This is a genomic window from Microcoleus sp. CAWBG640 (assembly GCF_020883015.1).
Taxonomy (GTDB): Bacteria; Cyanobacteriota; Cyanobacteriia; order Cyanobacteriales; family Microcoleaceae; genus Microcoleus; species Microcoleus anatoxicus.
On record NZ_JAHRFC010000039.1, the window covers coordinates 24,827 to 42,990 of the forward strand.

The 18,164-nt window shown below is 42.6% G+C and carries 18 protein-coding genes and 1 tRNA gene; 12 read left to right on the forward strand and 7 right to left on the reverse strand.

Translation table 11 applies throughout. The annotated features are described in order from the left end of the window. Positions 1-328 precede the first annotated feature (328 nt). Together AAFP11_RS18860 and AAFP11_RS18865 are read left to right on the forward strand one after the other, a co-directional pair. Positions 329-1,501, forward strand: coding sequence for a TRC40/GET3/ArsA family transport-energizing ATPase (locus tag AAFP11_RS18860; RefSeq protein WP_340522176.1), 1,173 nt, complete (start codon positions 329-331; stop codon positions 1,499-1,501). Positions 1,502-1,949: 448 nt separating this feature from the next. After that, the gene (locus AAFP11_RS18865) at positions 1,950-2,891 is read left to right on the forward strand and encodes a 2OG-Fe(II) oxygenase (protein ID WP_341738443.1); all 942 of its coding nucleotides are present in this window, start codon (positions 1,950-1,952) and stop codon (positions 2,889-2,891) included. A gap of 88 nt (positions 2,892-2,979) precedes the next feature. Here AAFP11_RS18865 and AAFP11_RS18870 read toward each other — a convergent pair whose 3' ends face one another. Beyond that, positions 2,980-4,461 carry an ankyrin repeat domain-containing protein gene (locus AAFP11_RS18870; RefSeq protein WP_341738444.1) on the reverse strand — a complete coding sequence of 494 codons (1,482 nt, stop codon included), beginning with the start codon at positions 4,459-4,461 and terminating at the stop codon, positions 2,980-2,982. A gap of 96 nt (positions 4,462-4,557) precedes the next feature. On the opposite strand from AAFP11_RS18870, the gene AAFP11_RS18875 reads away from it, so the two are divergent. Further along, on the forward strand, positions 4,558-5,028 hold the full coding sequence (locus AAFP11_RS18875) for a DUF4079 domain-containing protein (protein ID WP_341738445.1): 471 nt from the start codon (positions 4,558-4,560) through the stop codon (positions 5,026-5,028). 110 nt (positions 5,029-5,138) lie between these two features. Here the strand turns inward: AAFP11_RS18875 and AAFP11_RS18880 are convergent, their stop codons facing one another. The 4 genes from AAFP11_RS18880 to AAFP11_RS18895 all read right to left on the reverse strand — a co-directional run bounded on the left by AAFP11_RS18880 (position 5,139) and on the right by AAFP11_RS18895 (position 7,959). After that, the gene (locus AAFP11_RS18880; RefSeq protein ID WP_341738446.1) at positions 5,139-7,079 is read right to left on the reverse strand and encodes an RNA-binding domain-containing protein; all 1,941 of its coding nucleotides are present in this window, start codon (positions 7,077-7,079) and stop codon (positions 5,139-5,141) included. A 232-nt stretch (positions 7,080-7,311) separates the two neighbouring features. After that, a complete protein-coding gene (locus AAFP11_RS18885) occupies positions 7,312-7,566 on the reverse strand; it encodes a hypothetical protein (protein WP_341738447.1) in 255 nt (84 codons plus the stop codon). Between the two features lie 137 nt (positions 7,567-7,703). After that, complete coding sequence (locus tag AAFP11_RS18890; RefSeq protein WP_341738448.1) at positions 7,704-7,853, reverse strand: hypothetical protein; 150 nt, start codon at positions 7,851-7,853, stop codon at positions 7,704-7,706. A gap of 35 nt (positions 7,854-7,888) precedes the next feature. Further along, positions 7,889-7,959 (reverse strand) — tRNA-Cys (locus AAFP11_RS18895). A gap of 153 nt (positions 7,960-8,112) precedes the next feature. Between AAFP11_RS18895 and cpdA the strand changes: the two genes are divergently transcribed. From cpdA to AAFP11_RS18910, 3 genes are all read left to right on the forward strand, one after another. Then, positions 8,113-8,892 (forward strand): 3',5'-cyclic-AMP phosphodiesterase, encoded by a 780-nt coding sequence (gene cpdA, locus AAFP11_RS18900; RefSeq protein ID WP_341738449.1) that lies wholly within the window; start codon positions 8,113-8,115, stop codon positions 8,890-8,892. 189 nt (positions 8,893-9,081) lie between these two features. Next, positions 9,082-10,560 carry an alpha-amylase gene (locus AAFP11_RS18905; RefSeq protein WP_341738450.1) on the forward strand — a complete coding sequence of 493 codons (1,479 nt, stop codon included), beginning with the start codon at positions 9,082-9,084 and terminating at the stop codon, positions 10,558-10,560. Between the two features lie 214 nt (positions 10,561-10,774). Continuing rightward, positions 10,775-11,551, forward strand: a complete 777-nt coding sequence (locus AAFP11_RS18910) for an SDR family NAD(P)-dependent oxidoreductase (RefSeq protein WP_341738451.1) — start codon at positions 10,775-10,777, stop codon at positions 11,549-11,551. 111 nt (positions 11,552-11,662) lie between these two features. Here AAFP11_RS18910 and cofG read toward each other — a convergent pair whose 3' ends face one another. Continuing rightward, on the reverse strand, positions 11,663-12,613 hold the full coding sequence (gene cofG / locus AAFP11_RS18915; RefSeq protein ID WP_341738452.1) for a 7,8-didemethyl-8-hydroxy-5-deazariboflavin synthase subunit CofG: 951 nt from the start codon (positions 12,611-12,613) through the stop codon (positions 11,663-11,665). A gap of 328 nt (positions 12,614-12,941) precedes the next feature. On the opposite strand from cofG, the gene psbA reads away from it, so the two are divergent. The 4 genes from psbA (at position 12,942) to AAFP11_RS18935 (ending at position 15,532) form a co-directional block, all read left to right on the forward strand. Then, on the forward strand, positions 12,942-14,024 hold the full coding sequence (psbA, locus tag AAFP11_RS18920; RefSeq protein WP_341737984.1) for a photosystem II q(b) protein: 1,083 nt from the start codon (positions 12,942-12,944) through the stop codon (positions 14,022-14,024). 280 nt (positions 14,025-14,304) lie between these two features. Next, entirely contained in the window at positions 14,305-14,883 is a 579-nt protein-coding gene (locus tag AAFP11_RS18925; RefSeq protein ID WP_341738453.1) for a Uma2 family endonuclease, read from the forward strand. A gap of 86 nt (positions 14,884-14,969) precedes the next feature. After that, entirely contained in the window at positions 14,970-15,281 is a 312-nt protein-coding gene (locus AAFP11_RS18930; protein ID WP_341738454.1) for a DUF4258 domain-containing protein, read from the forward strand. Positions 15,282-15,283: 2 nt separating this feature from the next. Next, on the forward strand, positions 15,284-15,532 hold the full coding sequence (locus tag AAFP11_RS18935) for a YgiT-type zinc finger protein (protein WP_341738455.1): 249 nt from the start codon (positions 15,284-15,286) through the stop codon (positions 15,530-15,532). 100 nt (positions 15,533-15,632) lie between these two features. On the opposite strand, the gene AAFP11_RS18940 is transcribed toward AAFP11_RS18935, so the two are convergent. Beyond that, positions 15,633-17,000 carry an ATP-binding protein gene (locus tag AAFP11_RS18940; RefSeq protein ID WP_341738456.1) on the reverse strand — a complete coding sequence of 456 codons (1,368 nt, stop codon included), beginning with the start codon at positions 16,998-17,000 and terminating at the stop codon, positions 15,633-15,635. A gap of 356 nt (positions 17,001-17,356) precedes the next feature. Here AAFP11_RS18940 and AAFP11_RS18945 point away from each other — a divergent pair, with 356 nt between their 5' ends. Together AAFP11_RS18945 and AAFP11_RS18950 are read left to right on the forward strand one after the other, a co-directional pair. After that, positions 17,357-17,743 (forward strand): hypothetical protein, encoded by a 387-nt coding sequence (locus AAFP11_RS18945; protein ID WP_341738457.1) that lies wholly within the window; start codon positions 17,357-17,359, stop codon positions 17,741-17,743. Between the two features lie 65 nt (positions 17,744-17,808). After that, positions 17,809-18,126, forward strand: coding sequence for a hypothetical protein (locus AAFP11_RS18950; RefSeq protein WP_341738458.1), 318 nt, complete (start codon positions 17,809-17,811; stop codon positions 18,124-18,126). The last annotated feature ends 38 nt before the right edge of the window (positions 18,127-18,164 follow it).

The window sequence follows — 18,164 nt, forward strand, 5'->3', positions numbered from 1 at the left end:
CTTTTATTGAACAAGCATTAAGTGCGATCGCCCTTTTTGAACACCTACAAATTAAATGCGATCGCCCTTTAAGCTCAACTTTCTATTGACATCGCACAGATTTAGTGCATCAGTGGAAATGTCCTGTATTAGCCCTGGACGCATAGATACCAAAGAAACCGGGTTTTTCATTTTATTTAAAGGCTGGGATGCAGTTTTTTGGTAAAAAACCCGGTTTCTGCCTCTGTGTGGCTAGTTGTCGCCCAAATTAATTCCCCGACTAAATTAATCTTCGTTACATAACGTTACAATATAGGCATAAACAAATTTCAGGCGAGCTAAACAATCAATGCGCTTAATATTAATGACCGGAAAAGGCGGCGTCGGCAAAACCTCCGTAGCCGCCGCCACAGGGCTGCGATGCGCCGAATTGGGATACAAAACCCTAGTGCTGAGCACCGATCCCGCCCACTCCCTAGCCGACAGCTTCGACATGGAACTCGGCCACGATTCCCGACAGGTAAAACCGAATTTGTGGGGAGCAGAATTAGACGCTCTCAGGGAATTAGAAGGCAATTGGGGAGCAGTTAAACGCTACATTACTCAAGTTTTGCGCGCCCAGGGACTCGAAGGCGTTCAAGCTGAAGAATTGGCCATACTTCCAGGAATGGATGAAATCTTTGGTTTAGTGCGAATGAAGCGGCATTACGACGAAGGCGAATTTGATGTTTTAATTATCGATTCTGCTCCCACTGGAACAGCATTGAGACTGCTAAGTTTGCCAGAAGTTGGCGGCTGGTACATGAGAAAATTTTACAAGCCGCTGCAAGGCATATCCGCCGCCCTTCGACCTTTAGTTGAACCTATTTTTAGACCAATTGCCGGTTTTTCTTTGCCAGACAAAGAGGTGATGGATGCACCTTATGAATTTTACGAACAAATTGAAGCGTTGGAAAAGATTTTAACTGACAATGCTGTTACCTCAGTTAGGTTAGTTACTAATCCTGAAAAAATGGTAATTAAAGAATCTTTGCGCGCTCATGCCTATTTGAGTTTGTACAATGTAGCCACAGATTTAGTCGTAGCAAACCGGATTATTCCCGCTGAAGTAACAGACCCATTTTTCAAACGCTGGAAAGAAAGCCAGGAGCAGTACCGTCAGGAAATTCACTCTGATTTCATGCCACTGCCAGTTAAAGAAGTGCCGCTTTATTCCGAAGAAATGTGCGGTTTGGCAGCTTTGGAACGGTTGAAAGAAACCCTTTACAAAGACGAAGACCCCAGTCAAGTTTATTACAAAGAAAATACGATTAAGATTGTACAAGAAAACAATCAATACAGTCTGGAACTGTATTTGCCGGGAATTGCTAAGAATCAGATTCAGTTGAGCAAAACGGGAGACGAGTTGAATGTTAGGATTGGGAATCACCGTCGCAATTTGGTGTTGCCGCAAGCTTTAGCGGCGCTGCAACCTTCGGGGGCGAAGATGGAGGATGATTATTTGAAGATTAAGTTTGCTTGATTATAGCAATCCTAAATCAGCAAGGGCGAAGCATTCCGGCACACAATTTATTAGTGAAAATCAGAGATTTACTGCCGGAATGCTTCTCCCCTACGAATATATTGGCAAAAATGAGATGCACCTACTTCACTTGTCAATGTGCTGAAGTTCTTCTCGTACAACTCTTCGCAAAGTTTCTTCCAAAGGCTCAGAACTCTGCTTTCAGGACTATTCCTCTCCTTCTTCTTTTCCATCCTCTGTGCTCTCTGTGCCCTCTGCGGTTCCTTAACTCTTTCCCCCATTAACCTCAATTTTTGGCGATCGACCATCACACCAATAAACAGTCTTGTTTGTGTCCCCACTAATTGTGTATCATATTGCAGAGAAACAAAACTGTTGTATCCCTACCTAATTATTTTCCTTCCGAATCATATCTTTAGCTAGTTTTCCATCCAGTCCTGAAAAAATTATGACTTACACTCAACCGCAAATTAAACCCCAAGATGTTAAAGTTAAAATCCTGCTCGCGGGCGGACATCAATGCACAATTACCCTCAAATCTGACGCCCCCTTATTGCACAATCTGGTTAAAACCTTAGTCGATCGCACCCAACAGAACCCCGGTTTTCCCACTTTATTTCAGATTCCCATAGACGAAGGGCGATCCGCACTTTGTTTTCCCAGCGAACACCTAGTGGGATTAGTCACCGAACCGCCCATTTACTTAGCTCAACTGCCACCGCCACAGCCAGAAGTTCCGGTAGAGATTCCGCCAGAAATTCCCCTAGAGATTCCTATAATTCCTGCTCATGTAAACGACGACTTAATATCTCGCTACGCCCAAATTGAGAACTTCCTCACAGCCAGTGAAAAAAATAAACTCATCAAATATGTTTTAGCAAAAGAATCAGAATTTGTGAGTACCAGCACCTCAACCAAGGCCGAAGATTATCGGCGTTCTATGGTTCTCCATTCCTTCCCCGAATTTTCACAACTGATGATTAATCGCATTAAAGCTATTCTCCCCGACGTGCTGCGAAAATTAAACCTGCCTTCATTTTCTGTTGGTGATATAGAAGCTCAATTAACGCTGCACAACGACAATAATTATTACAAACTTCATAACGATAGTGGCTCTCCAGAAACAGCAACCAGATTTTTCACCTATGTTTACTATTTCAATCGAGAACCAAAGGCTTTTACTGGCGGAGAATTGCTGATTTATGATAGCAAAATTGAGAACAATTTCTATGTAGCGGCTGATTCTTTTAAAACTGTTGAACCTCGCAATAATAGCATCGTATTTTTTCTGAGTCGCTATATGCACGAAGTTTTGCCAGTTAGTTGTCCCTCGAAAGCTTTTGCTGACAGTCGCTTTACGATTAATGGTTGGGTAAGGCGAACAGATTGAGGTTGGTAGTAAGGACTAAGGTCGCGATCGCTCGTCAGACAAAGAAAGGACAGAAGTCCTTACTACAAACTTAAGGATAACACCGATATTATTCTCTTGCTCCGGAACTTTTGAGCAGTTTCACCACATCTTTATAACCGTTAAATTCAGCCAGCATTAAAGCCGTATAATTCCCCTGATTTTTATGATTTATATCCGCACCGGCATCAATTAAAATCTTCACAGCACTGACAGCACCCCGATGGGCCGCCCACATTAAAGCAGTGGCACCGGAAGCATCCCGCCTATTGACATCAGCACCGTTGTCAACTAATAATTTGGCGATCGCCACATGACCTCGAATACAGGCTTTCATTAAAGCCGTTTTTCCTTGCTCCCCTGCGATATTAGGGTCAACACCACCTTCGAGCAAAGCCTTTACTGTCTCAGTATGTCCTTGAAAAGCCGCCAGAGTTAAAGCAGTCTCCTCAAAGTTTTTAGCATTCAGAAAATCAGCATTATCGTGATTGACTTTTTGCAACAAAGCTGATACTATCGCAGTGTAACCGTGAACAGCAGCCACCAGTAACGGGGTATCGCCCAACCGATTTCTAGCACCAACACTAGCGCCCCGGTTTAACAGCAATTCCACAACATCCTCATAGCCTTCGACAACAGCAAAATTTAAAGCAGTTTCATCATCTTTGTCCTTAGCATTGATATCGGCACCAGCATCGAGTAAGATATGGGCGATCGGCAAATTTCCCCCAGCAGCAGCCGCCATCAAAGCCGTTCCCCCATCCCCATTTTTCCCATTCACATCAGCACCAGCACGCAGCAAAACCTGCACCACATCAATATGACCAAAATCAGCAGCCAAAGTTAAAGCAGTTTCACCATCTTTATCGGGAATTCTGACATCAGCACCCTCCGCTAACAACACCTCTACCACGGACAAATTACCCGCAGCAGCAGCCTCCATCAAAGCAGTTTTGCTATCGGAATTTTTAACATTAGCATCAGCACCACAATTGAGCAAAATTCGGATAATTTCAGCGCGACCTTGACTAACTGCTAAAAATAGGATAGAATTATCTGCAACAGCACCCGCATCAGCCAAAGCTTTGACAATAGCTTGATTCCCCGATAAAGCAGCTATTTTCAGAGCAGAGTCTCCATCGCGATCGCGCACATTCACATCAGCATGAGCAGCAAGTAACAGCCGCACGACATTGATATCACCTTTCAGAGCAGCCGCCATCAAAGCCGTACTCCCATCATCATTTTTAGCATTAACATCCGCACCCCCAGCCAACAACAGTCGCACAGAATCAGCCTGCTTGTGAGCCGCAGCAAGCATCAAAGCCGTCAGCCCAAAACGCCTTCTGACATGATTGACATTAGCGCCATTATTTAGTAAAATACGCACGATTTCGGCATAGCCCTTTTGGGCCGCAAACATCAAAGCTGTCGTCCCCTCAGAGTCTTTGGAGTCTGGATTAACACCCTTAGCGAGTAAGGCTTGTACGTGAATAATGTTGCCAGTTTTGGCAGCTTGGATTAATAAAGCGTCTTGTTTAGTGGCAGGCATAACAGTGTCTCATTTTATATATTTGTACCGTCGCATGAGACGGCCTGACTGGTATGCTAAGTTTTATGAAGTATTTTTGCTAATCCTGAAAACACCATGAATCTGGAAATTCCGCAGTCTGTTAAAGTTTGGAGCCAATTTTTCCACCCAGTGTTAATGTGGGTACTGCTGGCCATCTCATTGTATGCTTTGTATCTCGGCGTTCAAATCCGACGCACCAGGAGTGCGGAAGGCGAAGTCAAAAAAGAGTTAATTAAGGGCAAATTCAGCATCAAGCACCACCAGATGGGTTCTTTGCTGCTAGCCTTGATGGTAACGGGTGCGATCGGCGGAATGGCCGTCACCTATATCAACAACGGCAAATTGTTCGTGGGTTCCCACTTGCTAGCAGGGTTAGGCATGACGGCAATTATTGCCATATCTGCGTCGCTGACTCCTTTGATGCAAAAAGGTAATGATTTTGCCAGATATACTCACATCTTTCTGAATGTGGCGCTCTTAGGGCTGTTTGGCTGGCAAGCGGTAACAGGGGTGGAAATCGTGCAGAGAATTATCAGTAAAATGTGATCGTTTGGGTAAGATTGCTAATTGCCTTGGGGCAATTAGTGATTAGCAATTGAGTGGCGCAAAGTTTAAGATCCCGCCGTTGTGGGCGGATAGCTGGCGTCAACGATGTTTTATGGGGTTTGGGGAGATGAAAGAGTATCAGAAATCTTGGTGATTCCTTGAGACAACAAGGTTCTGTATGCTTGCTGAGGATGAGTTGGTTCGTCAGGATATTTGAGTTCTAGTAATTTTTCTGACAACATTGGATTAATAAAATGAGTTCTAATTGTTTCAGAACTGCGATTCAATAGCTCAGCTAATCTTTTGACAGTTAAATATCTTTCCGAGCAAAGTTTCAGAATAGTATTTCTCATCAACTCAGGACTTACCCGATTCTTTTCTCGAACAGGAGTAGCTATTTCTAGTAAAAATAAGTTTTCATCATTATGCACAGAGTTAGGCTCGTTATGCACGGAGTTAGGCTCGTTACGCACGGAGTTAGGCTCGTTACGCACGGAGCTAGGCTCGTTACGCACGGAGCTAGGCTCGTTATGTTCGGAGTTTGGAAGCAGTGAAAGCAAATCCGATTGACCTTTATTTGGTAGAGCATACTGGGTTCCACGCCCACGTCCTGATTGCGCCAACCAGCCGTTATTGACCAAGTGCTTTAGGCACTCTCCTATGTCTCTAGGATGTTCCTGTCTGTAACACTGAATGTCACTATTACTAATTTCTCCAAACTGATGCGCTAGTACCAAAATAATCCGATCTAATTCTGTTAGTTGACAGTAGTTATCTCCCACTATTTCTTTTAGTTCTTGCTCAACGTCTTCGGGAATTAAACTAAGCATTGGTAGGGCAACTGATGTCATTTCTAAATCGAATTTTTCTGAAACGAGTGGCCTAAACCATTGTTGTTCTTTCCATGCTCTTAGAATCTTTCTAAAACCAGAGCCTGCTTTTTCACCTAAACCAAGCATTTGAAACATCGTTTGCAGTTTAGGATTGCGCGGATCGCTGATACCCCCATCATAAAGTTGCAAAAGAGAAATCCTTAATCGACCTGGATTAGTGAATAAAAAACCATTAGGAAACTTAGTTACTATAACAGGACGAGAAGATAAATGATCGGCATGAATTAAAGCATTGACCAGAGCCTCTCTAACAGCTTCATGCACATGAGTTTCTCCTCGTCTCACGGCATCTTTATCTAGTTTAAAGGGAATATCTAAATCATTAACTAAACGACTATAGACGCGATAATAAAAATTGAAAAGATTCGGCTCCCACTTGCCATCAAGTGTCAGCCGATATGTCCAGCGAACTTCTGGATCGTTAGACAGTCGTTCTTGATAGTCTAGTTGATAGCGGGGAAGTGCATCTAAAATACTATTTCCTCTCCCAAACATCAGTAAACCAGCTATAGTTAACCCTTCTTTATCAGTATTTCTATCGCGCCTCCATCCGCCTAACTGAATCAATAAATTGCGATCGTCGAATCCGAGCCAAGGATGATCTGGTTCTCTGGAACTAAACCGTTGGCGAAAAGATTTTAAAGTTTCTGGATCGAGGTCGCCAAGGTCAAAGTTATCTAAAATTTGGATATCTTGAGGATCGTTGCTGGCATCGCGCAACATTTGACGAACTTCATCATCAGTGCAAGGATAATCCCCGTCATGGTTACGTTTATAGGTTCCCATCATGGGATTTTTATTAATATAAACTGGGCGTTGCGTTCTTGTTGCTCTGGGAACTTTAATAATAACTAAATTACGATCTTCTATCTTCAAAGTTTGTACGTCAGAATTGCCGCAAATTGAGAAGCTCAGTTTTTGCAGATTATTATGATTATTCCAAAACTCTTTAAGTAAAACGTTAGGATTGCGGACACCTGAAATCTCGAACCTATTTCGATTTTCCGTGACACCCAGAACAATATAGCCGCCATCTGTATTTGCAAATGCTGATACAGTTTTCCAAACTTCCTTGGGGAAACCACCGTCAGCAGACTTAAATTCAATATCTTGGTCTTCTCCAAGGTTTATGCGATCGAGTAATGTTTCTAAATCCATTACCTTTATACCCTCCGAAATGTTAAAATCTCTGTAATGTCAGTCAACATAATTCGATTAGCTTTAGCTTTATTATTCATTCTAGCCATGTGTGGACTTTGGTTTTGCTGGATTCTTCGACTTGAATAAGCCTTATCGTGAAGAATATATAGCAATCCTAAATCATTTGTGAATTTCTTACTCCCTCCCCTTAATAAGGGGAGGGTTGGGGTGGGGTAAAAAACTTTACGACTCATTTAGGACTGCTATAGCCAGCAGACTCCCACAAAGAGCGGATTATATCTGTAACCATTACGATTAAACCATTGGCTACATCCCGATAATTTGGAGAAATAACAGTGCAAAGAGTTCCAGTTTTTTGTGCTGTGGCACAATTTTTAGCAATTCTAGCCATTGCTATCTGCCAATCTTCTAAAGACATATTGGCTAAATCTTCCGACTTATTAGAATACTGTTGGGCAACCATTCCATAATAAGGAATGTCCATAACAATATAATCAGGATTGGCAACTGGAAAACTTTTTATCAAATCATGTTGAGTAATTAAATCTTTGAATTTTGATTCATATCATATCATACCTAACATTTTCTAGTTTTTAAATTAAGGTTTACTGGCGATCGCACCTACCACCTCAATCGACTTACCAAACGCTGGTGTATCCGATCGCACCAAACCGGAATCACAAGCTCACCAGATTTTAAGGAAGCGATCGCCCTTGCCATATCAAACTCTACCAGATAGAGCGATCGCCTAAATGGAAAAAAGTCTGTCATGAGTGACAAACAACTTGTTACTTTATAAACTAAAAAGGCGGCACCCAGATTTGAACTGGGGGTGGAGGTTTTGCAGACCTCTGCCTTACCACTTGGCTATGCCGCCGTTACGTCAGAAATTTAACGCTTTACTATATTACACCAAATCTTGATTATTTCAACACTTTTGTCAAAAATTTCCATCGCCCTTGTTCCCACATCCCCAAAACCCCTGTGACAGGGTACTCTAGAACTAGATCGATCGCGCGCAACATCATCTATGACACCAGTTTCTCCCCTACTCGTCGCCCAAATCACCGATACTCACTTGTTTGCTGAGCCCGATCGCACATGGAAAGGCCTCTCAACCGCCCACACCCTCAAAGCAGTTCTCGAACACTTGCAACAGATTCAGCCCCAGCCAGACTTACTCCTGCTGACAGGGGATTTATCCCAAGATGAAACACCCGAATCCTACGAGCTCCTCGCATCCCTGATTTCTCCCCTCAACATCCCCGCTTACTGGATACCTGGAAATCACGACAACTTCTTGGTAATGCAGCAAATATTAGATAAGCCGCCGATTTCCCCAGAAAAATCGTGGAACCTCGGAAACTGGCAATTTCTCTTGCTTTCGAGTGTGGAAGCTGGATGCAGTGGGGGGCGAATTTCCCCAGAAAGCTTGGATTGGCTGGATTCTCAATTGCAACAAACGGGCGATCGAGCTGTTACGATTGCCTTGCACCATCATCCCTTGACGATCGACTGTGAAATAATGGATGGCATGATGCTCCACAATGCCGATGAATTTTTCGCAATAGTCGATCGATATCCTCAAGTAAAAATCGTCCTTTGCGGCCACATTCACCAAGAATTTCACCAACACAGAGGCTCAGTTACTTACTTGGGTACGCCCAGTACCTGCATCCAACTTTTACCCAAAAGCCATCCCATTATAGTTGACCACATCCCGCCTGGATTTAGATTGCTCGAATTGGCGATCGATGGCACTTGGAACACCAGAGTTGAGCGAATAGCCACAGAAGCAACAACCTCTTAATGTTTTTAAATGTTCTGAAATATTTTAACATCAACTTTATGTTTTTTGTCAATCTATCTATTGATAGATTGTTTCGATAGACCCCATATTTTATGATATCTATTGACCACAAATTGCAGGCATATCTATACTAATTAGTAACATAAACTAATAAGCCCGCAGCTTTACCAAACAGGAGAAACTAAATTTATGTCTGAAGTCAATGGCGTCATGATGCAGTATTTCCACTGGTATACCCCCGCTGACGGCAACCTCTGGAATCAGTTAGCCGAATCTGCCAAAGATTTAGCCAAAATGGGCATTACATCTCTGTGGTTGCCACCCGCGTATAAAGGAACGGGCGGCGGTATGGATGTGGGTTACGGTGTCTACGACATATTCGACTTAGGTGAGTTCGATCAAAAAGGCTCGATCCGGACGAAATACGGGACAAAAGAGGAGTATTTGCGAGCGATTAAAGCAGCACAAGATCTAGGAATTAAGATTTATGCTGATGTTGTCTTTAACCACAAATTAGGAGCTGATGAAGAAGAAGAAGTCGAAGCTACACCCTTCAATCCCGACAACCGCAATGACACCGTAGGCGAGTATCAAAAAATTAAGGCTTGGACTCATTTTACCTTCCCTGGTCGTGGCAAAACCTATTCCAGCATGGAATGGCATTGGTGGCATTTTGATGCCATTGATTACAATGCTTACGACACAAATGCCAATGCCATTTACTTGCTCAAAGGCAAAGAATTTGACCAAAATGTAGACTTAGAAAAAGGCAATTTTGACTACCTGATGGGTTGTGATTTGGATATGGACAACCCAGAAGTCACCGGGGAATTAAAATACTGGGGTGAGTGGTATGTCGATACAACAAACGTTGACGGCTTTCGCTTTGATGCCGTCAAACACGTATCAGCAGAGTTTTTCCAAGAATGGTTAGAACACGTTCGCAACTATGCCAAACGCGATCTATTTGCCGTCGGCGAATATTGGTCTTACGAAGTCGAAGCTTTGCACCACTTCATTACTGTTACCGATGGTAAAGTATCCTTATTTGATGCACCTCTTCACTACAACTTCTATGCAGCCAGCAAAGCAGGCAATAATTATGACTTGAGAACAATTTTTGACGGCAGCCTCGTCCAGCACCAACCAACTCTCGCCGTTACTCTAGTAGATAACCACGATTCCCAACCTTTACAATCCCTAGAGTCTGTTGTCGAGTCTTGGTTTAAGCCCCTTGCTTATGCTTTAATTCTGCTGCGTCGTGAAGGATATCCCTGTATTTTTTACCCCGATTATTACGGGACTCATTACAAGGATAGAGGAAAAGATGGTAACGAATACGAAATTTGGTTAGAGAAACATCAATGGATTATTGATAAATTCCTGTTCGCCCGCCAAACTTATTCCTACGGTAATCAATACGATTACTTTGACCACGCCAATACTATTGGCTGGACGAGACTTGGAGATGAAGAACATCCAGGTGGCATGGCTGTGGTACTGACTAACGGCGGTGATGGTACTAAGTTTATGGAAGTCGGACAACCGAATCGTACCTATATTGATCTTACCGAAAACATCAAAGAATCTATCACAACTAATGACGAAGGTTGGGCTGATTTTAGGTGTAATGCTGGTTCAGTTTCAGTCTGGGTTCCAGAATCCTAAAGACCCTATAACAACTAACAAGATGTATTTCTTGTTAGTTGTTATATCAAATCCGGTAGCATCGGAATTATTCAGAACTCTATTCTCTCCCTCTGTGTCCTCTGTGTTCTCTGCGGTTAAATCATTCCGATGTAACCGGAAACAATATTACTTGTTATTTGTTACTTGTTATTTTGATTGTTAGAATCCTTCAAATATTTTATATATAAAAATTATGAATCTTTTAGATAAAGTTGCCGTTATTACTGGTGGCGGGTCGGGGATTGGTCGTGCAGCAGCAATTTTAATGGCAAAGGAAGGAGCAAAAGTTGCTATTATCGATCGCCTTCTCGATAGCGGGCAAGAAACTGTCAGCCAGTTGGTGAATCAAGGAGGCAGTGGACTGGCACTTGTCGCAGATGTAGCAAATTCTGAACAAATGGAAGAGGCATTTAAAACAATTTTTGAACAATATAAAAAAATAGATACTGTGTTTGTGAATGCGGGGATTAATGGTGTCTGGTCGCCCATAGAAGACCTCGAACCGGAGGAGTGGGATAGGACAATTAATACTAACCTCAGAGGTACTTTTTTGACTGTCAAGTATGCTGTTCCTTATTTGAAAAAACAAGGAGGTGCTATTGTCATTACCTCATCGATTAATGGCACTAGAAATTTCAGGAAAGTTGGTGCCACCGCCTATGCTTGTTCTAAAGCTGCTCAAGTAACTTTTGCCAAAATGCTGGCGCTAGAACTTGCTGCTAGCAAAATCCGAGTTAATGTCATTTGTCCGGGTGGGGTGCTGACTGGGATTGAGGAAAGTACCACTAAGCGACATCTCGATCATATTCCAGGCTCGGCTGATTTCATTCACGATCTGATTCCTTTGACTAATAATACCGCAGGTTCTAGTGAAGAAGTTGCCCAATTAGTTTTATTTTTAGTATCAGATGCCTCCATGTTTATCACAGGTACGGAAGTCTGGATTGATGGTGGTGGTTCTTTGATTTAAACTCTCTATAGTTTATTATTTGATCCCTCGGCGGTTGAAACCGGGCAACCACGGGGGGATTGCCCCTACAGCAACGAAGTCCACTCCCAGCGGACTAATAAATTAGAATAATTAATGACTAACTCTCCAGTGTTTTACAGCAGTTTGTAATGTCTGGGGGAGCCAATTGTCGTAGTGAGGATAAACAGGCAAACGCTGCACGAGTTGCCATCCTGCGGCTGCTAAAATTTCTGTTAAAGTTTGGTGTTGGAGGTGAGGATAATCGGGATTAACTTCATCCACTGGCCCAATTCCTCCTAAATCTCTAGCACCTGCTTCTAAGCAAGCGATTAATATGTCTGGCTTGGTCACTAAATTTGGCGGAATTTGTAAGGCGATTTCATCAGGTAAAATGCTGCGGGCGATCGCAATTAATTCCGGCATTTTTGTAACATCAAAAACTTCACCATCCCAACTTTGCTTATTTCCCGGACTGTAAGGTTGCAGGATAACTTCTTGAATATGATTGTAACAGGAATGAATCCGGGCGATCGCCTCTAATGTCTCCACCCAATCTGCCTCACTTTCCCCGATTCCCAGCAGCAAACCAGTGGTAAACGGAATCTGCAATTCCCCAGCCCATTCTAACTGTTGCAGCCTCCGGGCAGGTACTTTACTCGGTGCGTGTCGGTGAACTGTTGTTAGCAAACTCGGTGTCAACTGTTCCAACATCAGCCCCATGGAGACATTCACCTGTTTTAACTGAGCCATCTCCTCAAAACTGAGCGGACCTACATTAGTATGTGGCAAAAATCCTAGAGCAAGTGCCAGTTCACAGAGCTCATAAATGCGCTGAAACCAAGCTTTGCGCCGTTGACTTTGGGGATGTACCTCGCCACTGAGGATGAGAATTTCAATCACACCTTGAGTTTGCAGTAGCTGGAGCCGTTTTTCGGCTTGTGGTAGCGTCAGCCAAGGACTTTCCAGCGGTTCAGCTCGAAAATTGCAGTATGTGCAGCGATTAAAACACTCATAAGTGGGAACGATGGTATGAGCAGGGCTGTAGGTGACGGTGCGGGACATTCCTTGGGGTTTTTAATAATTTTTAGTTTTGCGCTTGGCGATCGCCCCGCTTAACTTATCTTAACACTGACACCAGTCCCGCTCTCCTTGTGCAGCTACATTATCAGCATTCTGCTTCTGAGGCGATCGCCAACAAATTCCGCATCCTGCATTTAAAACCCATATACAGCAACGGCTTCGCCATTATATCAGCTATACTTATGATAGTCATAACAAAAGTTGTGCTGAGAAGGCCTTTACAAATTGAAATAAAAGGTTTATGTTATTTACATGGCGGAACAAACAACCGCCACGAACATTGAAAACCAAATAAAGCAATCATAAAACCATGACAACAACCTTACAGCAGCGCGAAAGCGCCAATGTCTGGGAACGGTTCTGCGAGTGGGTCACAAGCACAGACAACCGGATTTATATCGGTTGGTTCGGCGTCTTGATGATTCCTACCCTCTTAACTGCCACCATCTGCTACATCGTTGCCTTCATCGCTGCTCCTCCTGTGGACATCGACGGCATCCGCGAACCAGTTGCTGGTTCCTTGATGTTCGGTAACAACATCATCACCGGTGCTGTTGTTCCTTCTTCCAACGCCATTGGCTTACACTTCTACCCAATCTGGGAAGCTGCTTCCCTCGATGAGTGGTTGTACAACGGCGGCCCTTACCAGCTAGTGATTTTCCACTTCCTGATCGGCATTTTCTGCTACATGGGTCGTGAATGGGAATTGTCCTACCGCCTAGGTATGCGTCCTTGGATCTGCGTCGCTTACTCTGCACCAGTTGCAGCAGCCACCGCAGTATTCTTGATCTACCCAATCGGTCAAGGTTCCTTCTCTGACGGTATGCCTTTGGGTATCTCCGGTACCTTCAACTTCATGATCGTGTTCCAAGCTGAGCACAACATCCTGATGCACCCCTTCCACATGTTGGGAGTTGCTGGTGTCTTCGGTGGTAGCTTGTTCTCCGCCATGCACGGTTCCTTGGTAACATCTTCTTTGGTTCGTGAAACAACCGAAACCGAATCGCAAAACTACGGTTACAAATTCGGTCAAGAAGAAGAAACCTACAACATCGTTGCAGCCCACGGCTACTTCGGTCGTTTGATTTTCCAATATGCTTCTTTCAACAACAGCCGTTCTTTGCACTTCTTGTTAGGTGCATGGCCAGTAGTTGGTATCTGGTTCACAGCACTAGGTATCTCCACCATGGCTTTCAACTTGAACGGTTTCAACTTCAACCAATCGATTATCGACTCTCAAGGTCGTGTCATCAATACATGGGCTGATGTCATCAACCGCGCTAACTTGGGTATGGAAGTAATGCACGAGCGCAACGCTCACAACTTCCCACTCGACTTGGCCGCTGGCGAAACCACACCAGTTGCTTTGGTTGCTCCTTCTATCAACGGTTAATTTTTAACTTGAGATAATCAAAAAGCGCTCCTAGAAATAGGGGCGCTTTTTGTTTGGGCTTTTCCCCAAATCCAAGAAACCGGGTTTCTGCGACAATCTCGGAATTCCCACCAAAATTCAGGAAGAAACCCGGTTTCTAACAGAATCAAACTCGGCGGTTAAAATCGGGCAACCACGGGGGGATTGCGTCTACACAAACGAAGTCTGCCTCCGCAGACTAAAGAATAGAATATTAGGATAGGCTTATATTATGGAAGAGCGATCGTAAAAGGTAAGTCAAATGGTTGTCGCAGTTTCTAAAGCGGGATTGGGTACAGGTGCGGCTTTCCTGTCAAACGTGACATGGGAGACTCTGGAAAAATTGGATGCAGATTTGGCGGACACTGGGGCGCGTTTAACATATTTGGATGGGTGTTTAGAAATTATGGCTCCTTTATCTGAGGAACATGAAGAACCTAAAAATACTTTAGGTCAGGTTTTAGAGATTTATATGCGGACGAAGGACATTCGTTTCTACGGGCGAGGGAGCACAACTATCGGGATGAAGGAGTTGGGTGCACGGAAGGAACCAGATGAGTCTTATTGTTTGGGTACGCGCAAGTCGGTTCCAGATTTGGCGATCGAGATAACGGTGACGAGTGGTGGAATTGATACACTGGAAATCTATCGTCGGATAGGTGTGCGGGAGGTTTGGTTTTGGGAGGATGGGGTAATTTCGGTTTATTGTTTGCGTCCAACGGGATATGAGTTGGTTAGTAAGAGTGAACTTTTGCCGGAGTTGGATTTGCGATCGATCGAGTTTTATTCGCGGATGGCGGATCAATATGATGCGGTGAATGCTTTTGTGCGATCGATGTAGAAGTTGAGAAGTGCGATCGTATGGTTTAATTGCTTTTGGAGCTGGTGAAACCACCCATAGGTTATGTAAGATTTAACTTTCAACGAATGAATCTAAACGATATCATAGAAGCAATATTAGAAAATCGGGTGCGAATTACAGACCATGCTGATGAAGAAGCAGAGAATGATAATCTCTCATTTGATGAAATCTACTTTTCCGTCCTTTATGGTGAAATTATCGAAAATTATCCCAAAGAAAAACCCTATCCCCGATACTTAATTTATGGTGAAAGCTTTAGAGGCGATCCCATTCACAGTGTTTGGTCTTATGTCCCTAGTAATAAACTAGCCATCCTAATTACAGTTTATCGCCCCGATGCGAATCGATGGATTAATTGGATACAAAGGAGAAATTAACAATGCTATCTGTAGAAAAATGCCCTATTTGCGGTGGTGAAATAGTTATCAAAGAAGTCGATAAACTTTTACGGGGCGGCAACCATACTGCTATCTTAAAAGTGTCGGCTGAAGTTTGCCTAAGCTGTGGAGAACGGTTATACTCTGTGGAAACAGTTAGGAAATTTGCCAAAATTAGACAGCAGTTACAGCGGGAAGAAACTCAAGAATTTCAACCGATGGGGCAATCTTTTCGCGTCGGGTTAAGATAGTACCGGCGGTTGAAACCGCTACTCACAAACCCGGCGGTTGAAACCGCTACTACACAAACAAAGTCTGCCTCCGCAGACTAAGAAATAAAGAGGTGGAATGTTACTTAGATTGAATATATTGTTGAAATACACGATTAATCTGAAACTTCGATCGCGTTCCTACTAACACTTTTTCCACTAAGCCACGTCGGGCTAAGGATTGTATGGCTTGCCAAAATTCTGATTTGGATAAGAGGCTATCAGCAGCTTGTCGTGAAATATCTACAGCTTCATTTTGACTGGCTAACCAGTATAACGCCTTTTTTTCTGAGTCTGATAAACGCTCTAGGTGAGTTTCTAAAAGGGGTTCTAAGTCACCTAAAAATAAATCACTTCCATCTGCTAAAAACAGGGAAACGCTACCATCAAATAATTCTAAAATTGTTGCAGCGATGATATTTAGCCAGGAAGGATGACCTTGATAAAGGGTGATTAATTCTGACCATTTTTCCTCATCTGCTAATCCTTTTTCTCTGAGAATTTCTGCGGCTTCTTCTCCTAACCCTTTGAGGTGTAATGTTCGGGTAGCTAGGTTTTCGGCTTCTAAAGCAGTAATTTCTCTGGGTTTTTCCCAACTGAGGAGGATTAAACAACTCTGATGAGAGGATGTGGCAATTTGTTTGAAAAATTTGCCATAGTCTTCATAGCCTGCTAAATATTGACCTGCTAATTGACTGCTTCTAAAAATATTTTGTACGTCATCAAGGATTACTAAACAGCGTGAGGTGCGAAAATAATCAATGATTGTGGGTAATGGGGGTTGTTGCGATCGCCCAAAAAATTGCTTGAGTTCGGTTTGGAGGGTTGAAAGTGTGGGTGTATTGGTGAGACTTAACCAAATAATATAATCAAATTCGGTTTGAATTTGTTCGATGAGTTTGAGGGCGATCGCGCTTTTGCCAATTCCGCTTAAGCCGTAGACGGTAATCAAGCGGGTGTGGGCTTGCAAAATCCATTGTTTGAGGGTGGAGAGTTCGGATGTGCGATCGTAAAAGTAAGGGAGTTCGGGTGCTTCTGTTAAATCGATGATTGGGGATTGATTTTTGTTTTGGGGAGAGTCGGGGGGAAAGGGCGATCGGGTTTCTGCATTTTTAATATTTTGTATAAATTGACCACAAATCACATTATCAATTTGTAATAAAGAGTCATGCAAATGAGAAATGTTAGAAACTATATGCTTTTTTTCTAACTTGGAACGAAAATTAAATTTATTAAGGTCTTCTCCTAATTCCTCACGTAACTTTTCCCATAACTTAGCCGCTTCTTTTTTAACGTGAGATTCACTACAATTAAACTCTTTAGCGATTTGAGGATATTTTTGTCTTTGCCAAACACCCGTTAATATTGCTTCCTGTAGGGGTGTGAGATGTTCTCCCGTTTTGTTAACAATCAAATTATTTACCCATTGTACAACATCTTCAACATTCATGGTCAGGGTTGAGTGAGGTTGAGTGTACTATATCCTACTAAATCCTACTTTGTCAACTGAATTCTACCAAATTATACTAAATTGGTTCGGGATGGTTAGAAAAATTGGGTACTGAATGCTACGGTTTTGAGTTGTCAAAGGTAAATATTAATCAATATAATTATACTAAGAATATGTAAATCGTAAATTTTGCACCTAATAGGAGAATATAAACTGTGAAGTCAAAAAAAAAATGGCATCGTTTAGTTGCCGTCATAACTCTGACTGTGTTCTTCCTTACTATCCAGGTTCCTATACTTTCTAACCAGGCATGGGCGGCAGGTGAAACTATTGTCTGTACTACAGAGACAGACAAAATGAGCCATACAGACCATCAAATTTGTACTAATACCACTAATACCACTAATACCACTAATAATACCACAGTAATTATTCATCCGCCAGGTGATTCAGGTAAAGCTGAAGCTTTTGTAGCAGGCGTGATCGTTGGAGCTATTGGTGGTAGCGCTAGTACAATTACAGCCGTTTCTACTGCGGGTTCTGTTGCTGGACTCGGAGCTGCTGGAGTTACTTCAGGTTTAGCGGCAATTGGTAGCATTGCAGGTGGTGGAATGGTCGCTGGATTAGCAGTTTCATCTGCGGTTCCTGTGATAGCTGCTGTTAGTGTTGGTTATCTTGCCTATAAAGGTTGGGAATTGTTACATCCTCCTCAAACTCAAAATGTAGAAAGTAATCCCTACTAAATTTAATTTTTTTCAGTAGGAAGGATCGGCAAAACTTCAGCTAATACAGTAGATAAGGATAAAATATGATGGTTCACTTAGGTTCTGGCGAACAAAAAAAAGATATTCGTCTAATAATAACTATTTGGATTTGGGTTTTATCTATCTTTTTACTCTTAGCTTGTGTGCCAATATTAGCTCTTACGGAAAATAGTTTTTTCCTGCCTTTTGCAGTGCTTATTTCTGTTACTATAAGCACTGCATCTATTTGGTTTTTTGGAAAGCCCATAAATTTAGAAAATGATAAAATAATTAAAATTTTACAAGCTAGAATTGAAAATTTAGAAACACTTTCTGATATTACTGAGTTTGATAAAAAATTAATTAATGATAACTATAAATAAAAATATTTTAATCACAAGCTTAGATGTAGGGTGCGTCA